Annotated in this window: 20 protein-coding genes; 3 read left to right on the top strand and 17 right to left on the bottom strand. The window is 32.0% G+C overall.

Translation table 11 applies throughout. The annotated features are described in order from the left end of the window. Positions 1-2 precede the first annotated feature (2 nt). The 3 genes from ABIQ27_RS12500 to ABIQ27_RS12490 all read left to right on the top strand — a co-directional run bounded on the left by ABIQ27_RS12500 (position 3) and on the right by ABIQ27_RS12490 (position 1,656). Positions 3-422: a nucleoside-diphosphate kinase gene (locus tag ABIQ27_RS12500; protein ID WP_348034239.1), complete on the top strand. Its 420-nt coding sequence runs from the start codon at positions 3-5 to the stop codon at positions 420-422. A gap of 186 nt (positions 423-608) precedes the next feature. After that, complete coding sequence (locus ABIQ27_RS12495; RefSeq protein ID WP_348034238.1) at positions 609-1,256, top strand: DUF4919 domain-containing protein; 648 nt, start codon at positions 609-611, stop codon at positions 1,254-1,256. 199 nt (positions 1,257-1,455) lie between these two features. Beyond that, a complete protein-coding gene (locus ABIQ27_RS12490; protein ID WP_348034237.1) occupies positions 1,456-1,656 on the top strand; it encodes a hypothetical protein in 201 nt (66 codons plus the stop codon). Between the two features lie 74 nt (positions 1,657-1,730). On the opposite strand, the gene ABIQ27_RS12485 is transcribed toward ABIQ27_RS12490, so the two are convergent. The 17 genes from ABIQ27_RS12485 to ABIQ27_RS12405 all read right to left on the bottom strand — a co-directional run bounded on the left by ABIQ27_RS12485 (position 1,731) and on the right by ABIQ27_RS12405 (position 19,951). Next, positions 1,731-2,051, bottom strand: a complete 321-nt coding sequence (locus ABIQ27_RS12485) for a helix-turn-helix domain-containing protein (protein ID WP_348034236.1) — start codon at positions 2,049-2,051, stop codon at positions 1,731-1,733. 154 nt (positions 2,052-2,205) lie between these two features. Next, a complete protein-coding gene (locus tag ABIQ27_RS12480) occupies positions 2,206-3,276 on the bottom strand; it encodes a hypothetical protein (RefSeq protein WP_348034234.1) in 1,071 nt (356 codons plus the stop codon). Between the two features lie 20 nt (positions 3,277-3,296). Continuing rightward, the gene (locus tag ABIQ27_RS12475) at positions 3,297-4,007 is read right to left on the bottom strand and encodes a SprT family zinc-dependent metalloprotease (protein WP_348034233.1); all 711 of its coding nucleotides are present in this window, start codon (positions 4,005-4,007) and stop codon (positions 3,297-3,299) included. Continuing rightward, on the bottom strand, positions 4,007-7,231 hold the full coding sequence (locus tag ABIQ27_RS12470) for an HsdR family type I site-specific deoxyribonuclease (RefSeq protein WP_348034231.1): 3,225 nt from the start codon (positions 7,229-7,231) through the stop codon (positions 4,007-4,009). Before ABIQ27_RS12470 ends, ABIQ27_RS12475 begins: the two co-directional genes overlap by 1 nt. Then, complete coding sequence (locus ABIQ27_RS12465; RefSeq protein WP_348034230.1) at positions 7,231-8,505, bottom strand: phospholipase D-like domain-containing protein; 1,275 nt, start codon at positions 8,503-8,505, stop codon at positions 7,231-7,233. The genes ABIQ27_RS12470 and ABIQ27_RS12465 overlap by 1 nt, the downstream gene beginning before the upstream one ends. Positions 8,506-8,556: 51 nt before the next feature. Continuing rightward, positions 8,557-9,330, bottom strand: a complete 774-nt coding sequence (locus ABIQ27_RS12460) for a GGDEF domain-containing protein (RefSeq protein ID WP_348034228.1) — start codon at positions 9,328-9,330, stop codon at positions 8,557-8,559. Positions 9,331-9,352: 22 nt separating this feature from the next. Then, positions 9,353-10,204 (bottom strand): cyclic GMP-AMP synthase DncV-like nucleotidyltransferase, encoded by an 852-nt coding sequence (locus ABIQ27_RS12455; RefSeq protein WP_348034227.1) that lies wholly within the window; start codon positions 10,202-10,204, stop codon positions 9,353-9,355. Between the two features lie 9 nt (positions 10,205-10,213). Continuing rightward, positions 10,214-11,302: a CBASS cGAMP-activated phospholipase gene (locus ABIQ27_RS12450; protein WP_348034225.1), complete on the bottom strand. Its 1,089-nt coding sequence runs from the start codon at positions 11,300-11,302 to the stop codon at positions 10,214-10,216. Between the two features lie 39 nt (positions 11,303-11,341). Beyond that, on the bottom strand, positions 11,342-12,118 hold the full coding sequence (locus ABIQ27_RS12445; protein WP_348034223.1) for a DUF1883 domain-containing protein: 777 nt from the start codon (positions 12,116-12,118) through the stop codon (positions 11,342-11,344). Between the two features lie 11 nt (positions 12,119-12,129). Next, positions 12,130-13,374, bottom strand: a complete 1,245-nt coding sequence (locus tag ABIQ27_RS12440; protein ID WP_348034222.1) for a restriction endonuclease subunit S — start codon at positions 13,372-13,374, stop codon at positions 12,130-12,132. A gap of 3 nt (positions 13,375-13,377) precedes the next feature. Then, complete coding sequence (locus ABIQ27_RS12435; RefSeq protein WP_348034221.1) at positions 13,378-14,115, bottom strand: hypothetical protein; 738 nt, start codon at positions 14,113-14,115, stop codon at positions 13,378-13,380. Between the two features lie 15 nt (positions 14,116-14,130). Further along, a complete protein-coding gene (locus ABIQ27_RS12430) occupies positions 14,131-14,568 on the bottom strand; it encodes a hypothetical protein (protein ID WP_348034220.1) in 438 nt (145 codons plus the stop codon). Next, a complete protein-coding gene (locus ABIQ27_RS12425; protein WP_348034219.1) occupies positions 14,552-15,784 on the bottom strand; it encodes a nucleotidyltransferase in 1,233 nt (410 codons plus the stop codon). The genes ABIQ27_RS12430 and ABIQ27_RS12425 overlap by 17 nt, the downstream gene beginning before the upstream one ends. A 92-nt stretch (positions 15,785-15,876) precedes the next feature. Then, positions 15,877-16,647, bottom strand: coding sequence for a hypothetical protein (locus tag ABIQ27_RS12420; protein ID WP_348034218.1), 771 nt, complete (start codon positions 16,645-16,647; stop codon positions 15,877-15,879). After that, positions 16,641-17,651, bottom strand: a complete 1,011-nt coding sequence (locus ABIQ27_RS12415) for a helix-turn-helix domain-containing protein (RefSeq protein WP_348034217.1) — start codon at positions 17,649-17,651, stop codon at positions 16,641-16,643. Before ABIQ27_RS12415 ends, ABIQ27_RS12420 begins: the two co-directional genes overlap by 7 nt. A gap of 81 nt (positions 17,652-17,732) precedes the next feature. Further along, positions 17,733-18,500, bottom strand: a complete 768-nt coding sequence (locus ABIQ27_RS12410) for a metallophosphoesterase (RefSeq protein WP_348034216.1) — start codon at positions 18,498-18,500, stop codon at positions 17,733-17,735. Positions 18,501-18,532: 32 nt separating this feature from the next. Beyond that, positions 18,533-19,951 carry a type I restriction-modification system subunit M gene (locus tag ABIQ27_RS12405; RefSeq protein WP_348034215.1) on the bottom strand — a complete coding sequence of 473 codons (1,419 nt, stop codon included), beginning with the start codon at positions 19,949-19,951 and terminating at the stop codon, positions 18,533-18,535. Positions 19,952-20,053: the final 102 nt, after the last annotated feature.

The raw sequence follows: 20,053 nt of genomic DNA, 5'->3' as shown, positions 1-20,053 counted from the left end.
AAATGGCAACGAATAGAACATTTACAATGATTAAGCCTGATGGTGTTGAAAACGGACACATCGGTGGAATTTTAAATATGATTACTGAAGGTGGTTTCAGAATTGTAGCAATGAAATTAACGCAATTAACGGTAGCTGATGCAAAAGCATTTTATGCTGTACACGCTGAAAGACCTTTCTACGGAGAATTGGTAGAATTCATGACACGTGGCCCAATCGTAGCTGCTATCCTGGAAAAAGACAATGCTGTTGAAGATTTCAGAACATTAATCGGAGCTACAAATCCAGCGCAGGCTGCAGATGGAACTATCCGTAAAAAATATGCAACTTCAGTTGGTGAAAATGCAGTTCACGGTTCTGATAGCGATGAGAATGCAGCTATCGAAGGTACTTTCCACTTTGCAGGAAGAGAGCAGTTCTAGTATTCAGTGTTCAGTTGGCAGTTTTGCCAGATAAATACAAAATCCCATTTCGAAAGAAGCGGGATTTTTTTGTTATTTTTACAATTGTAAATACTCAAAAACGAATAAAAGTATTTGTAGCTACTTGTAAATGTAACATGCGGATATTTATGAGTTAGTGGCAATTTTAAACCAAAACCCCTAAAAATGAAACGATTTAACCAAGTTGTGATATTTATTTTCTTGACTTTAAGTTCATATGCTCAAAAAAATCAAGACTCAATTACATTTGAAGAAAAAATTAAATTAGAAATAGAAAATCCATCTTCACAATACTTCTATCCTAATTTATTAAACAAAATAAATACCATACCTGAAAGTATTTCCAAAGAAGATCTTAAGTTTTTATATTATGGTCAAATCTATAAAAAAGGAAGTGGATTATCTTTTTTAGACAATCCAAACGAAGACAATTTTAGAAAAGCAGTAATGCAGAATAATTGCAATAAAATTATAAAATTAGGATACTTAAATTTAGAAAAAAATCCTGTTGAACTTACAACCTTAGTTCCAGTATGTGAGTGTCAACTGAAAAGAAAAACAACAGACAGCTATTATTTAAATGCTAGATTAAAAATAGTTTTAGAAACAATTTTAGATACTGGAGATGGACATTCTAAAGAAACTGCAATAAAAATCGCAAATATCGAAGATGACTTATTATTAAAAGAAATTCTAGAATTTAAAGGAGGAAAAGAAACATTTGAAACTTTAAACAATAGAATATTTAGTGTTTGGGATAATGGAAATGAAAAAATTTACTTTGAAGACAGTTGGAATTATAAATACAACTGATTAAAATCTGGAAAACTACCACTAACAGCTGTTTACAACAATAACATTCGCAAACCCCTTATTTTATTGATATTTTTAAAATTAAAACCAGTTTAGTACAACATAGGTACAACAAATTAATTTCAAATTAAGGTTTCAAATTAATTTTATATTATAGCTCAAAAAAATTTGAATAGAGCAGTCAACTAATATAAAAAAAATGAATGCCAATACCGTATATGAAGTTTTCCTTGCACTTACTCCTGATGAAAAAGAAAAATTTATTGCATTGATAAACGAACAAAAACTAAAAGCTTCTTTAAACATAAAAAAGAAAAAAAGTAAACGAGCCGTATTTACAAAGCAGGATGCTATAGAATATTTGCTAGCGACTGTTTTTAAGCCTAAAAACAGACCTTAGGTAGTATCACACTAAATATAAAGCTTTTACTGAATTAAATTATTTGTCCTTATCATTCATTATAGTATCGTAAACTAGAAACGTCTTGGATTTTTCCTAATATATTCCATTGCTTCCTCTTCTATATCACTACGAGTTTTAATTCTTTTTGAGAATATCCATTCATCAATATCTGATTTTTTGAAATATAATTTTTTACCAATTTTATAGTGTGGTATTGTATTTCGATGTGTCATACCGTAAATAGAAGTTTTTGCTACTTTGATGTATTCAGCAACTTCATAAATATTCATAATTTGATTAACATCGGGTATGTCGCTAATGTGATTAAGATTTTGGATTGCTTTTTCAATTCTATCCAGTCTTTCTAAAATGAGTTCAAAAGGATTTTCCATAGTTTAAATGAAATTAGTAAAATGAGAAAGAGAAAAAAAAACCTGTCAAGTTTACAAAAAAGATGCTATAAATTACTTGCTTGCAACAGTTTTCAAACCTAAAAAATGACCTTGTAATTATTGCAATTCTTTAATTAGGAAAAATTCAATAAAATTAAGAATCTAAAATATCATCTCGCTTATTTATTGTTGGGTCGTACCAATCAGCTTTGTCATTAGCCCAATTTATCCATTCTTGTTTTTCTTCGTTTAGGTTATTTTCTTTGATTGCTTTTTGATTTTTAACTTCTATATATTGTCTGATAAGTTGCGCTTTATTGTATTGTTCTGATAAAGCAAGTAGTTTATTGAATTTTGCAATTTCATCTTCTTTACGTTTCTTGATTTCGCTTTTCACTCTTTGCTCTTCATCAAATTGCAAACGCCACAAACGAGATGCTTCTTTTTGCTTTTTTTCTTCTTGTGCATCTATTTCAAGTTTAGCAACAATATTAGGTAATAATTCTTCTAATTTTACTTTACCATCTCTCCATTCTTTAATTCTTGAGTATCGTCCTGTTTTAAGTATAAACTCTCCAGTTGGTATATAATCCGATGTACTATATCTATCTGTTGAAGGAACTCTTTTTGTAGCTTCTCTTAAATCTAAAAGGATTTCTATTTCATCAATCACTACAAAAAATTCAAAATTCTTTTTGATAAATGAATGTCCTCTGTATTTTATTAATTTTACTAACGCATCCATAAATCTGAGTCCTCTTTCTTTGTTGCTTTTACCTACTCGAATGGGCAATATAATTTTGGAATCATCCCTATAATATCCCTCTTTTTCCTCTTTTGCCCAATAATCTTGGGTTTGAATTGTTAGCTTATCCGGTTTGGATAATCTACCCGAAACTTTTGTTGGAGCTTTGAGATCGTTCTTTATTAGATTGCTTAGTATGACTAAAGGTGTTTGGCTGATGCTATTTTCGCTTCCCTCAGCTCTTAGGGTTAAAACTATTTTATCAACTCCATCAAAATCTTCATTAAGCCTTTCTTTTCCCATTGCTTTATTGAATTTTAGTTTCGTCCAGTAGCCATTATCAGGAATGGGTATGTCAAACTCTTTGCAGATTTTTTTTATTCCATCATTGGAAAGTGCATATTGTTGTGTCAACTTGGAAAGTGATGTTGACCAAACTAAATCGTATAATTCTTTTCTAGTTAGTTGAATAGTTTCCATAATTCATTTACCTTTTTCAATTACGACAAAGCATGTTCTAATTTTTCTTTCCATTTTTTCCAGTCAGGAATTATCCGTTCTTGCAATTCGTAAAATCCTTTGTTGTGATTATGGTGAATCAAATGACATAGTTCGTGAATTACAACATATTCTATACTTGCTTTTGGAGCTTTAACTAATTCGGTATTTAGGATTACCTTACCTGATTTTGTGCAACTTCCCCAACGTTTTTCCATTTGCCGGATTTCAATTTCGGGTTTTTCTAAGTTATATTTTGTGAATTTTTCTAATGCCTTTATTACTAAATCTTCAAATAATATGATAGCTTTTTCTTTATACCATTCGTTTAGTTTTTTTTCTAAATATTCAGGGTTGATTTTTTTTGCCGTAATTATCATTTTTCCTCTGTATAGCTTAATTTCATTGAAGTTATCTTTACAGATTTCTATTTTATACTGTCTTCCTAAATACAAATGTGTTTCACCACTAACAAATTGACGCTTTTGTGTTTTTGGCATATAGCTGTAAAAAAATGCTTGTTGTTTAATTATCCAATTGGCTTTAGATTTAACTTTTTTATTGATTTCTACAATGCTTGCTTCATTTGGAGCCACAACTGTTACCAAGCCATCGGGTAAAACTTTTATTCCTAATGACTTTCTTGCTGCAAAAGACAATTTATACTGAATACTTTTGCTACCGTAATTTACTTGTTGAATTGTTTGTAGCATTAGACGTATTTAAGTTTAGCAATTTTGATTACTTCTTCTATCAGTTCATCAATTTTGTCAAATGAGAATTGGGTATCATATTGTTGCTGTTTCTCGAAAAGCAAATCATCTAAATTGTTTTTCAATTCTTTTTCAATCTCTGTATTGGTTTGCCAATCGATAATTAGAGTGTCATTTTCGTACACTATATTTTTAATGCACTCTTCAACTTCTAAAGCTGTACTAGCTTGTACTTCTTTTGGCTCTGGAGTTTTGCTAAAACTATTTTCTAAAACTGAATTTATGAGGTTGTAAAACGCTACTGCATTTGGCTTTTCCTCTATGCGCTTTGGAACATTATTCTGCTTCCCTGTAAGGAATTGGTTTTCGTATTCTTTAGCATTTTGTAAATACAAAGCTTCATCAATTCGGTGCTGATGGTAATCGTCAATTGCTTCTTTGATTAAAGTTGATAAGTTTTTGTAGAAGATTGGGTCTTCATTCATTTTGATATTAATCGCCTTAACAGTTCTAGTAGCTATATGGTCAGCTTTAGCTGCTTTACTTACTATTTTTTCTACTTCGGCTTCCCTTTTGTCTTTATCAAAAATATTAACAAGCTCTGTTATTTTTAATACTTCTCCATGCGTGGTGATGTGCTTATCAATTAACTTTTGCACTTGTGGCTCATAAGCTGCATAATCTAAATCGTCAAAATACCTGCGTTTTACATCTACTCGAAGTTGCAAGAAAAACTTACTGTCCTTTTTATATTTATCAATCGTTTTTTCATTTTTAACATCGTTAAATTGAATGGATGCCATTGCTAGTTTAAATAAACGAATAAAAGCAGATAGCTTTTCATAGAATGGATGTCTGATACTTATATCACTTAACAATTCTGAATAAGCTTCGGCATCGTATTTATTTTTTATGGCTTTAAAAATATCCCATAGCTCACTGTGAGCTTGCGGTAATTTTTCTATTTCAGTATTTATGTTTTTTATTGTTCCTGATAGTTCATCGTTGTCAAAATCACTCAACCCACCATAAGTATTTAGTGCATTATCTAAATTTTCTAAATTACCAAAATAGTCAATAATAAAACCATATTCTTTTCCCGGTGCTACTCTGTTTACCCTTGCAATAGCCTGTAATAAGGTATGCTCTTTTAAACTTCTTGTTATGTATAGTACTTGATTGTTTGGAGCATCAAACCCTGTTAAGAGTTTATCTACCACAATAATGAGTTCAGGTTGTTCTTGTTTTTTGAATGCGCTGATTACTGATTTTTCATAATTTTCCTGTTTACCATATTTACTCATCATGGCTTTATAAAATTTCAGTACTACATCTTCATTTTCTTCAAAAGCATCATCATAATTTTCTCTAGTGTCCGGTGCAGAAATTAAAACTTCACAACTTACTTTTCCTATTTCCTTGATGTTCTCTCGGTATTTGATAGCTGTTGTTTTATTTGGAGCTACTAACTGCCCTTTGAAACCAGTTCCTTGAATATTATCCTCGAAATGTTCACTAATATCCCAAGCTCTCGCATAAATTACTTGGTCGGCTTTGTTTAATTGGTTAGCGGTACTGTATTTCCTTTTTAGTGCCGTTTTACCATAAGGCGTTAATGGTTCAGAAACCTTATCAAAAAAAGTGTCTAATGGTTTTTCGTTGACTTCAATTAAATTGTGTCTTCCTTCATATAATAATGGCACTACGGCTTTGTCTTCGACTGCATCAGTAATAGAATAAACATCAATCAAACCACCAAATTTATTGGCTGTACTCTTTTCTTTTTTCATCAACGGAGTTCCAGTAAAAGCAACAAAACAAGCATTTGGGAAAACCTTTTGCATTTTTACATTGAATGAGCCATATTGGCTTCGATGTCCTTCATCTATTAAAACAAAAATATTAGGCGAAGTAAATCCTTCTTTTGATTGATTTATGGCTGCTTCAAACTTGTGAATTAGTGTTGTAATTACTGCATCTTTTGGACTATTGATTAACTCTACTAAATGTTTTCCTGTTTGTGCTTCTTCAACATCGACATGGCACTTTTGGAATGTTTCCGTAATTTGAGTATTTAAATCTATTCTATCAGTAACGAGTATAATCTTTGGGTTTTTTATACTTTTTTCGGTCGCTATAAGCTGCGCTAACATTACCATTGTTAGCGATTTTCCACTTCCTTGTGTATGCCATATTACACCACCTGTACGTTTCCCATTCACATCGGGAACACTAATTTTTTTAAGTGTTTCTTTTATGGCAAAATACTGTTGGTATCGTGTTATTTTTTTAATGCCATCATCATAGACAATGTAATTGAAAATTAAGTCTAAAAGTCGCTGTTTTTGACATAAACTAAATACTAGTTTGTCTTGTTGTGTAACAATTACTTCTTCTTTTTCGAGTTGATTGAAATAATACAATACATTTTTGAAACGTTGGTTGAAGATTGCTGTTCGTTCCGTGTTGGGTAATTCACTGTTTTTTAGTAGGCGAATAGCATCACCATATTGGATGCCTTCTTCTTTGGTTCTAAATACTTCTTTCCAAACGCTCCAAAACTCTTTTTGGGTGGCTGTAGTGGCATATCTTGCTTCATTTACAGCCAATGACATTACCAAATTAGAATATTGGTATAAACCTCTTATTCCATCTTCTTGTTGATTACGTAAGTGTTGAGAAATCGCTTCGTTAATTGGGTCTTTTATAACGTTGCTTTTGCATTCAATAACTACCATTGGAATACCATTGATGAACAATACAATATCTGGACGATAGGTGTCGTTTCTTTCGCTTCGCAATACAGCGTATTCTTCGGTAACATGAAAGCTATTATTTTCTATATTTTTCCAATCGATATATTGAAAAGAGAAGCTTTTTTTATCATTTAAAATGTTTTGTTCTAAACTTTTACCCAAAGTAATTAAATCAAAAAATGCTTGATTTGCTTTGGTAAAACCATCTTGTATAGGCAATTCTCGCAAAGCAATAACCGCCAAATTGATATTACTTTCCGAAAAAGAAAACTCTTTATCTTTGTATTGGATGCTGTTTATTTTTTCGAGTTGTTTTTTTAAAATAGGTTCCAGTAATACATTGCTTGTTCTACCACCTCGTAACTCCATTGCTTCTTCTGGCGATAGGTATTGGTAGCCCATTTTTATCAATAATTGCAAAGCCGGAATCTGACTGATGTGGTCTTCTATGTAGGATGGTAATTGCATTATATTGTTGTTTTAATTAATTCATAAATCGGGTAGAGAAATTTAAATTCTTCAACAATCGTATTAGCTATATTATTTTCTGATAATTTTATCGAGCTGGGTAAATACTCTCTTCCAATTATAAAATAGTGTCTATTAATATTGTCGTTTTTTACAAAATCTGCTAATTCTACAGCGTTTGTAAATGTTCTTACCATTCTCTTTTCATCATTGATTTTGATATAATAATCATCAGGTAATTTGCTAATAAGCGAATGAAACTTATCTTGATAGCTTGCTTGTTTTATATTCTTTTTAAAATTTTCTCTGTCAACGATACTACCATTGTTTTTACCTACTCTTAACCAAATAGAAACATCCTCTAAATGAACCAAAACCTGTAATCGCATTTGATACATACTGGTTTGATTATCTCCATACATCTTTTTGAAATTTGACAAATCTTCTTCGCTTCTACCATAATGTAACCAAAGCGCAACTAAATCATCACTAGTGAATTCGCCGTGTTGATGTGAGGAAACAATATGACTACTCATGTGGTGTGGATGAATATCCCAACCTTTGTTCTCTATTAATGGCAAAACTAAATCGTGTAACTCTTCTAGTCTCTTTTTTACTTCTAAGCGTTCCTTATCATGGTCTTGAAGTCTGCTCTTTATTTTGTAATTTTCAAAAGCTTTGTAGTGATTAATTTTGAAAAACTGGTTTGTGAAATCAATGCTGTCCAAATCAACCGTTTCTTTATTCTCCATGATTTTCTTTTTAAAAGCACTTACTTTTTTTCTTTCCGAATTTTCAACTACTTGTCTGTCTTCAAATAATTTTTCATACTCTTTTAGCCATTCTTCTGTAATTCCTGAGCTTAAATTAAAGTAAGTGTTGAACCATGCTTTATATTCTTCATAAACTTCATTATCGGAAACTTTATGAAATAGTTCGATATGATTATCTAATCCTCCAGTCGTACAGTTACCAGAACCAATAAAAGCTGCTTTATTTTTACCGCTTGTTAAGTATAATTTCGGATGAAAATATGTTGGTTTCAAAAACACCCTAGCCTCGATACTTTCATCATCTAACAGTAGTAGTTTTTTAAATACTGCTACCGGCGTTGGCAAATCAATTCCAATAATTAATTTAAGATTACAATCTTCATCTTTATTGTCCAAAATGGTTTGTAAACCATTCTCAGAAACAATAGCTGAAGCAATACAAACTTCAGTAGCTTTTTTAATCTCTGAAATCAAGTGTGATTGTAATTTTACTATTTTCATTTGACTTATATTTATTGAAACAGATAATTATTAGTTAGTGTTGTATCAGGTTTAAACTATTCCAATAGCTTTATTCTTATTAGGTTGTGCTTTTGCATCAAGAAGTGCTCGGTTTAATCTTTCTGTCACAGTCAGATAATTATCGGTTACATTATTAAACTCTGTTACACCACACGAAACTGTAAATTGTTCAGTGCCATTATTTAACTCAAATTTAATTTTGCTTATCAAATCTATTTTACGATTTGCAGCTTTCAAAGCACCATCAATACCAGTGTCATTTAATACTATTAAAAATTCATCTCCTCTTTGAAAATATCTAAAAACTTCATCTGTATATCTTTTATCACGAGCCAAAACACCACTAATCTTTTTTATTACTTCATCTGCCTGACTGTAACCAAATTTCACATTGATAGCTTTGAAATTATCAATATCCATAAGTATTAATGAACACACAGCGTTACTCTTTTTTAAATCAATTATCTTTTTATCTAAGTATTTTTCTAGTGCTGCTTGGTTTTTTAATCCTGTTAGTTTATCGGTAAAATAAACTTCCTGTAAACTCTTGTATTTTTTCTTGAAGACCAAATACAAGACCGTAGTATTAACTATTATTATTATTAAGCAAACGATACCTAAATTATAAATACTCAAGTTTAATTGTGATGATAGAAAATTAGAAACCGATTCAATTGAAGGAATATAATTTGCTAAAATAAAAGTCGCCATTAATATTATAATCCATTTCAAAAAATCATAGATGAATTTTGAAAAAGCATCTTCTTTAAATTTCCTTACACCCTTTGATAAATATTTTTTCATATAATCCTCTTTGAATTAATAATTAGAGAAATTTTAATCCTAATTGTCGTCTCCATAACCTATATGCTATTGTGCCGTCTCTGGTTTCAATTGCTTGTGCCGCATCATTGATTAAACTATCTAAAGACAGTTTGAAATTTGATTTCTGTATCGAACTCAATTTGTCCAAAAAATCATCATTTGGAGTAGTGGGATTACGGCAAGTAGTTGACCAATAAATTGAATTTCTTATTGCTTTTGCTGTCTCATAGAAAGCGACATCATCTCTACTATTAGCTACAAAATTATTTGCAGCCCAAACGGTAAACGCTATTCCATTTGGCATTTTTTTATCTCTAATATTTGCCCAGTACTTGAAGTATTTGATAACTCTTATCAATTGACCGTTTCTATCTCTTTTCCTTTTGAACCAATCGCATAATTCTTTTGGATCACTTTCCGTCCAAGTTAGTTTTGTTGCTAAAAAAGGATGCATATTATACATTGTTTTATAATAAACTGGCAAATCAATATCAAAATCTCCTGCATAAATGACACGAACACATTTATCTCTATTCTCGGCTCCCCTATAGGTATGGTTTGCCACCGCATTATATAAATGTCTTTTTACCGTAGATGAAGTTAACAAAGGTTTTTGGAGGAAATAAACTCCTAAATCAACATCATAAGTTCCGTCCTTGCCTACTACCATCGTTTCCATTTTATAAGAACCTTGTATGTAAAATTTTGGCACAGTAAATCCCGGTACTCCTCTAAAATAATCTACTATCTTTTTTTGGAGTGCTACTCTTGAAGAGATAAGCTTTTGCTTTTTTGCCACAGTTAAAGAAATAGATTTCTCAAAGTTTATAAAATTTACATGTCCATTTGCCATAGCTTTTATTTATGCTGTTTTACTGAAATGTTTCAATACTGTAGATGCGTTTAACTGAAACTCTCTTGAAGCCTTTTCAGCTAATTTTTTCAGCTTTTCTTTATTGGTCTCATCCATATCAATTTTACAATTTTCATCAAGTTCCGTGTCGATTCTATGATAAATAAAATTTGGGTACTCTTGCTTGTCAATTCCATTTTGTAAAAGGCTTATTAAATTTTGGACTTGTTGTGACTGACCTTGCATGAATAATTCAATCAATCTTTTTTTTCCTCCCGAAAGCATCCAATATTTTATTCCCCAGTTGTTTCGTTTGCCGTCCCTGTTGATAACTCTAATTTTCTTTAATCCTTTTGAAATTATACCATTGTTATTCAACATACCTGCATCGCTAAATTTCTGATGCCCGGTTCCGAGCGATAAAACACTTAAATCTGAAAGATTTTTTTTGAATGCTTTTTGAACTTCAATAATTGCTGTCAGAGTAGGGTTATTACAAAAAACACCACCATCCACCTTATTGTGAAAAGATTTATTTAAACCATTTAAATCAACATACTCACTTGAATAGGGATTAAAATATGTTGGCGCTGCACTAGTTGCCAATGCAGCTTGATAGGCAGGAATGTGATAATCCCTTACAAATTTTTCATGATATTTAGATTTTAAAACAGATGGAGCACCATCTTGCAAATCATAGATTGTTACACATGTTGGTACTTTACAGTGAATCATCCGTGGGTCTTCATTGTTGTTTGCATCTGCAAATTTCTTTTTAACCAAGTTTTCAAGAGTATCTCTCTTATAACTAGATTTATAAAATGTTCTGAGTAACCAACGTTTATTACCAAAAATAACACTGGCATTATTACAATATAATTCATAAATCTCTATTGCTGGAATACCAAGTGACAAGGCTATTGCAATTATTCCGCCTGTAGAGGTTCCGCATATAAAATCAAAGTTTTGATATACTTGCCAATTAGGATTTCCGTCTGCCTTTAATTTGGCTTCATATTCAACCAAAAACATAGCTGGAAATATCCCTCTAATTCCACCGCCGTCAATTGATAATATTTTAAAATTATTACTTCCCATAAATTATATTTTTAAACAAAGAGATTTATGTCTTTAAAACTAATTGCTTGAATTTATTAACTCTGCAATTTCAGTTGCGATTTCTTCTACAGTATATGCGGCTGTATTTCTTGCTAATTTATCTGACAATGATGGTGAAAAATCAATAACCTCTTTCTTTGTGATATTATGCCAAATAGGTAAAATTACTTGTTCACCAGTTACTGCTTTTGAAATTATACCATCTAACTCATAGTTTGTCCAACCTTTCTTTATAAAATCCTTTGATAGAACAACTACACCAAATTTACTGTTCACTAAACCTTTATCGATTTTTCTTCTCAAACTGTCGCCAATTTTCATTTCAAATTCATCGTACCATACAGTCAATCCTTCACTTTGAAGTGCATAAACTAATGGTCTTACTACTTCGTCTGTATCTTCAGAAGCATGAGAAATAAAAACATCATATTTTCTTTCATCTTCTATACTATTAAAATTTGTAAAATCATCTTTATGAACTAATGACGGAACCGTAGCAAGGGATGGTTCTCTATATGCTGGCAAAGCAGACGGCAATACTTTTACCGAAGACCTAACTGTTCCGCGCAATCCTTGCATATCAACTGTTACATACCATCTCCCAGAACTTGGAACACCTAACACTGTTGGCGATTTAGTAATTAAACCACCATAATAGGTATGTCTTCTTCCGCTTTTATAATTACTATAATTGGAACTATCCATCAATCTAACATTAGCAGCACTTCCTTGTAAAGTTACTTGCACTCTATCGCCCGATTTTAAACTTCCTAAATCGTAAACATTAAAATTCATAGTTATCTTTTTTATATTTTAACTCTCATTTTACCCATTAATAACTGCCGCATTAGTCCTTTTTTCTGTAACTGTAATTTCTGTAATTTCTCTTCATATTGCGTCAATTCTAGTTTTGCAGTATTAAGGATATTTGCAATTGCTCTTTGCTCTTCAACCTCTGGTAGCTTAATTTCTAATTTCAAGAAATCTTTTTTACTCATTACCCTGTTTCTACCAGCTCCACCGGGTGAAATAAGTTCTAACAAAAACTTAAAGTATTTTTGCAAAATAAAATGCCTAAAATATTCTGGTATTGCATTTTGTGTGTTGAAAGTGTAAGTTGGAAAACGATGTGAAACTAAACCGCCTTCATCACTTTTACTTACAATTGCAACAGCTTGTTCCCAAGCGAATGTGATGTTTATGATTAAGTCGTTTTCTTTAACTTCAAATAGAGTATCCATTGCAACGCTATCTGTATCGAAATCCGTTTTATGAAAAACTCCTTTACCGTGACTTCTTAATCCTAGCGACAAATAATTTTCAGTTGGTTTTGGAACTGGTCTAGGTATATAATTTAGACATTCTCCCATTACTTTAACTCTCCATTTCTCATCAAAACCAGTAACTCTCTTTTTCCCTAAAAGAAGATTTTGTGATAAACTATTATTCCTAACTTTTAAACCGTCAATAATCTGTTTGGTGGTGTTTATGGCTTCATCAAACTTGTTAAGTATTTCTGCTATTTTTTGTTGTTCTTGGAGTGGAGGAATTGGGAGCTTTAAACTATTTAATGCGCCTTGATTTATGTTTGCATTAGCACTAATTGTGCTTTTGTTCAGTAATCTTTTTCTGAAATTTTCATCCGAAAAACAATGAGCTTTATATTCTAAATTTAGATAATCATTATCCCGAAATCTAATAATAAAACCGCTGTAAGTTGTATTCTCCAAATCATCACAAATTAAAGTAGTTAAACCTACACCAGTTGGCTTAACAGAAGAGCGTATAAATAAGACATCGCCTTTTCTTAATGAAAACTCTTTTAAATCTCTCTCATTTGCATTAACCAATCCAAGGTTTACATTATTTTTAAATATTTTATTAATACCAAAAACATCCATAAGATTTACCATTGGAAAACCAAAACCAAAATCATTTTTATCTTTATTAATGCCATTTTTCAACTCTCCAATTTCTCCTAGTCTTTTCACTTCCCAATCCTCAGGAATTAATCCGATAGCAGTTTGCTTATATGCCGTATTTTTATCCATGTTCTAGTTCCGTTTTATTAAATCAATAAATTGATTAGCTAATTGTTTGGTTTTATTAATCGTATTTTGGTCTTTTGGAGCATCTAAAAGATTCCAGTATTTTTCTTCATTGAACTGCATTATTCTAGTTTTACCTGAACTCTTTTGAGTAATAAAACCCCAAAACCATAGGTCATCCCAGACTTCAAAATTGCTTTTTGAAAAATTAATTTTTAGGTATTTGTTAATGCCCAAAAAGGTATTGCTGCATGGGCTGCCGATAGTTTTAAAAATAAAATATATTACCGCGTCAACTGGTAAAAACAATTCGTCTTCTTTGGAAAGCTCTTTTGGTGCATCGTTCCAAAAATGAAATTCATTTGCGTAACCAACATGACAATGATATACTGCTTTAACAAATAGTGCTGCTGTTTTGTCTCCCCAACTTTCTTGTTTTGTTAGTAGTTCAAATATCGATTTGTATGTTAGTGGTGTTTGAGCAGTTCCTCCAATAGTTTTAAGGAAATCAGCTAATGAATTTAGATTGCTTTTACTGGCGGCTATTCGTTTAAAGAAAATAGCTGATTTGTCCATGTTTACTTGGGATTGTGAATTGAGTGTATTGTACAACAGGGCATATACCTTTTCAAAGGTAGTTTCATAAGGTAACAAAGCCATTTTATAAGAACCGATTTGGATGGGCTTATTATAGCTTCTGTTAGCTTTAAGAAATGCGTATATGTCTTGTAGTTTTTTGTTCATTTATTACTATTTATTTTAAATTTTTGGTTGGTTGTTTTGTGGGTGAATGCCACCACCTTTCCATTCGCCAGTACCTAACCATATTTCGTAATGGTATAACCATTCATAAGCCCAAGGAATTACTGTATCTGTTAATAACATATATTTAGACCATTCGCTTGAACCTGGATAAAACAAACAAAGCCTTTGCTTAATCTGGTCATAACAATGTGGTAATCGTTTTTCTCCTTTTGCTAAAGCCAATGGCTTTGGATTGAGCACAAATACTTGTGGGTATTTGTGCATTTCAAAAACCAACTTAATTTCATATTCTGCTCCTAAAGGAGAAGGCGTAATGGTATGTGTCCAAGTTATTTTCTGTCCATGAAAGCTAGTTACAGTAGAATTGGGAAACATTCTCTTTATACTTGATGCTTGTATCGCTATTGGTATTGGATTATTCTTCTGAGCCATAAAAATTATGCGGTTTAATTGCACTTGCTCCGGCTGTTGATAAACCTACTGTCGCATCAAAACGATTTTTCCCTTGCTCTGTTAAAAGCCTAGCTCTATCTCCAATATTGCTGAACGTCTTTTTAACTGCATTTTCTCCGAATGATTCAGAAAGTGAATTAATTATATTGTGCTGACCAGTTTGTTCTGTTGCGTTGACAATATCTGCTTTTACCTTTTTCAACCAATTATTAAACTTTGTCTCTTTTTCTGGAGTATCTCTCCAACGATCTGCAAAATTTTCTGTAGTGTGTACAGGATTTTTAACACATCGGAAATATTCTCCTGTGTCTTTGTCTTGCTCAACATCTATAAAGAGATGCATTCTATCAATCACATCAATAAGTGCCTCTAGTACATTAGTTTGTCCTTGATAAGCATACCCGGCTAAAGTGGTAATTATTATTGAAATTGGTTTCTCTTTATCATCTTTAAACATCATGTCTCTATGGCGTTTCAAGATTTGAACTACTCTTTGAAGAGGTAATCTGTCTTTTTGGAATTTAGGAACAGGTTGGATAGATTCGTTTAACGAAAAGAGTTTAATTGTATTTGTCTGTGCTCTATCAATAAACCATTTAGCATAACCAAATGGATTACTTTGTAACCAATTATCAGGATTAGTTGCGCTATCGTAGTTCAATAATTCTTTATCTGTTATTCTGATTGCCAAGCTATCAAAGTTCATGGTTCTTGACTCGGAAAACATTTTTGTTAAAACAACATTATACCCATTTGCAATAACCGCTGGTAAAATATCCATGTGATATTGGTCATTATTAACAGAATTCTCTCTGTATTTTAAAGTCCAGCATCTTCTTCCTTCTTCATCAAGAATTGATTCGTACTTTTTATGGTCTTCTAATTGTTTTTTTACAATATCCTTTAAGTCTTTTTGTGTCCAATTTGAATTTTTACCAGTCAATTCACAAACTAAATCAATGTCAATATCCTGACCCTCTGTATAAGGTTGAATAGTTGTGCCTATTAAAAATGAACCCTGCGGTTTTACGCTTGGGTTATAAGGTTGTAGTCTTGAATTATCATTACAAAGCCAATTCCCAACCGCATTGTAACTCGTTACAGCCGCGTTAAATTGATTTTCTGTAATATCTAAAGTTTCTCCTAACTCTTCTAGGATTTCGCTGAATTCTTGTTTTTGTTGTGTTGTTAGCATAATTTATATTTTTGTTTTTTAATAGTAGTTATCACAATGGATTGCTACTTTGGTTTGTTGTTTTAGTAGTTATATTTTTTTTTGTATTTATCCTATTCCATTAATTGAAACGACTTCACTAATCGGTTAAAAATTGCTGCCATGTCTTGATTTCCAAAACCGTTTGCTGCAAAAATTTCCGAGCTGGGCAAATCGTTTTTGATGGCATCTACAAATTTCTGCATGTCCACTTTTATGGTTTGTGGTAAATCATACTGACTGTTTTCTGTTAGCATCATTATCATTCTGAATACATCGTATTTGTGCTTTTTAATATCAACCGAACGTACATTCTGTCCCGCTGCCTTTCTTTCGGTATTGTTTAAAAATGCAAATGCCTTTAGACAAATTAAAGTGTGAGGCGCAGCAAAATGTACTCCTTCTTTTATATCGCTATTCTCGATGGTATATTTATAATAGGTCTCGTCTAACAATATTGCTGAAAGACTTGACAAACCTTCTTCAACCGGAATAGGTGTAAGGTGTGCTCCTTCATTTGCATCAATAACGTCCGGAACTTTTGAAAATAATTCTAACTGTTTTGGATAATCCGGATTTTCCGGAACTGCAAAACGGTAACAGTTTCTTTCCTCTTGGTTTTTCTGCTGTATAGTATATTTACCCTGTTTGATGAACTCCCAAAACTTTGCCACAAACTCTGGCGACAAAGCTTCAACAATTAATATCATATCAATATCATCTGTAGCACGAGGTGTAAACCCTGCTTCTTCTATAATGATGTCACAAGCTGTTCCACCAATGATAATGTAACTGTCTTGAAAGTCTTTGAAATGTGCGCTAAAAGTATCTAATCCTACTACCATATATATTTTTCTATTATTTGTTCTAAGCCCATTTCTACACGCTCATCAAGGCTATCTTTTAGAGATAGATATAATGACAATGGGTCAACTACTGCATTGTCATTTCCCATGTCCTCCGCTAAAGCTTCTGGGTTGTATTTCCATACTTCTATGGCATATTGTCCTTCTCGGTCATTTGCATTTACCAAACCGTTATTTTTTTGCAAGAAATAAAATGCGTTTTTTTCAATGGCATAATATTGTTGTTTACTTGGGTTTAAGCTACTGTATTCAGGTAATGCCGAAGCATTGGCTTTTAACATAAAAACATCAGTAGGCAACATATCAACATAAACCGTTTTTAGTACTGGACTTGCCAAAAGTTTTTGCTCTTGAGCGGTGTACCATAATTCGCTTCTTTCCAAATTGAACTTAATGTACTTTTCTTTGTCACCATAGACTTCAATCAGTTCCCTTTGTTTTAAATCCTCAACTGCATAAGTAATTGCCATTGGGGTATATTTCAATTTTTTGGCAATTTCTTTGAATGACTGCTCTTCTAGTTTCCATTTTTCATATCTATGAATAATATGATATAGTAACAAAAACTGCGCTGACGGCATTAGGGTTTCATTTCGCAGTTTTGGTTTTGGCTGGATGTAACTTTCGTTTAAATGAATTAACAACTCCGGTAAAAAAATTTGTTTCCCCGGTACGATAAAGTTTATTCCCTTTTCTATTAGTCGCTTTCTGTTATACGATTGCAAATTATCCAATACTAATACAACTATTTTATTCAGAATATTTTTGAGTAATTGCAAGTGTTTGTCTGCTTGTAAAATACTCAAATCGTCTTCATTTTTTAATTCTACTAACACTATATCTTTGAAAAAAATCCTAGTCTCATATAGTTTGTATGCTTGGGAAATATACATAGGCAAATCACCCAAATCACTATTTTGAATTGGATTTTCTATAGCATTTGTGCCTAGTGTTTCGTTGATGTAATTAATAGCTTTTCTCATAACTTATACCTTAATAAAGTTAAAAATTTTCAATAAAGTTATTAGCTTTATTGTGCGAATATAACTTTATTATATTGAAAATCATATATTAAAACATTTTTCAGGGTTAAACTTTCCATTTTCATTCCGTTGCACATATCCTAATTGATTAGTCAGCATTTGCGTATTGCCAATTTTAAAATCGGAAGTATTGTGGTGGCTGTGCCCATAAATCCAATAATCTACCTTAGATGCTTCAATTGTATCAAAAAGTTCTACTGCAAAAGCTTCATTTAATGTACTGTTTTTGTATATTTTAGGGTACTTCTTGAATGTAGGAACATGATGCGTTACGACTACTTTTTTGACATCTTTATCTACTTGTAATTCTTGGTTGATAAAATTGATACAATCATCATGTAATTGGTTATACGCTTCCGCAGTAAACCTATTACCGTTATATTTGATAACATGAAAATCACTAAGCCCTCGTTCTATATTCCACTGATTGGCAAGGCTAATTTTAGACCACAAAGTAGAAAATATGAGTTTGGTATCTTGGAATTGTACAACTGAATTGTTTAATAAAATGACATTACTTCTAATTTTTTCATAAAATGTTCCAGTTCTGTTAATCGCATCAAAATAATAATATTCGTGATTACCCGGAATCCAATAGGTCATTTGAAAATTATCCGACAAATAATTGAAAATATCTTCATGTTTATCCATGACAGTAAAAGGCACAATATCTCCTGCCAATATCAATATATCCCCATTAGGGATTAAAGGATTGGCTTTAAAGAATTTCTTATTTTCAGGAAATTCTAAATGGAGGTCAGATGCATATTGTATTTTGCTTACTTGCATAGTTTAAATTGTTACCTTTTAACTTCTTATTATTAAATTAAATTCAACTCTTTTAAGTAGTTTTCCATTTGGATTTCTACTTCAGAAAGTTGTTTTTTTAGTTCTGTAATATTGTGATGTGTAGCTTTAATATCAACTTCTTCCTCTTCTTCAAACGTATCAACATAACGAGGAATGTTTAGATTATAGTCATTTTCAATAATATCCGCAATAGTGGCACGGTAGCTGTATTTATCTTCTATAACAGCTCCTTTTTCAGTTGTTAAAGGTGTTGCCTCTTTGAATGCATTAAACGCACTTACAATATGCTCAATATCGCTTTCTCTAAATTTGTTTTGGTTTTTACCACTCTCAAATTCTCGACTGGCATCCACAAACAGAATGTCTTTATTTGCTCCTTTTCCTCTATTAAAAATTAATATCGCTGCTGGAATTCCTGTACCAAAAAATAGGTTGGCAGGTAAGCCAATAACCGCTTCCAGTAAGTTTTCATCAATTAATTTTTTACGAATTTGTCCTTCGCTACTGCTACGAAACAAAACACCATGAGGCACAATTACACCCACTTTACCAACATCTTCATAAGTAGTTTCAATCATGTGACTGATGAAAGCATAATCGCCTTTACTTTTGGGAGGAACACCTCTATGGAAACGATTAAACTGGTCTGATGAAGCGGTTTCCGAACCCCATTTGTCAAGTGAAAATGGTGGGTTTGCTACCACTATATTAAACTTCATTAGATTATCTTTCTCTAATAGTTTTGGATTGTTAATCGTGTCTCCCCATTCTATTGTTGCGCTGTCTTGTTCGTGCAAAAACATATTCATTCGGCACAAAGCCCAAGTACTTCCATTATTTTCTTGACCATATAAAGAATAGTTTTTACCTTCAACTTCGTTGGCTACTTTTATTAGTAAAGAACCGGAACCACAAGTAGGGTCACATATTCTGTTTCCGGGCTGTGGGTCAACTAATTTCGCTAGTAATGTACTTATTTCGCTAGGCGTGTAGAACTCTCCCGATTTCTTACCACTTTCCCCTGCAAATTTTGAAATTAGAAACTCATAACTATCACCAATAATATCGTTACCTTCTAAATGGGATGGTTGTAAATCTAATGCTGAAAAATCTACCAATAAATTTTTCATAATTGCATTACGCTGCTTGGTTTGACCAAACACCGTTTCGGAATTAAAAGAAATGCTTCGGAATACCATTGCTAATTTTGAACGATTTGCATCCTCCAAAGCCGTTAAGCCAATATCTATAATTTCGCCAATATTGGCTTCATTACGATTTTGAAAAAGGTAATCGAAATTACTTACTTCGGGTAATATAAAACGCTCTCTCTGCAATTGCCGCTGTACCATTTCTTCATTATCAGGATACTTAATGCGGTATTGTTCTACTTTGTCTTTCCAAATGCAAATTCCGATGATATTGACCACCCAATTCCGATTTAAAGTGAGCACCTAATTCCGATTCAAAGTGACCATCTAATTCCAGTTTAAATTGACCACCCCAATTTTCATTAAAAAACTACTTTTTCT

Source organism: Flavobacterium sp. (assembly GCF_039916025.1).
Taxonomy (GTDB): domain Bacteria; phylum Bacteroidota; class Bacteroidia; order Flavobacteriales; family Flavobacteriaceae; genus Flavobacterium.
The sequence above is the reverse complement of the archived record's forward strand: the minus strand, read 5'-3'. Positions and strand labels throughout refer to the sequence as shown.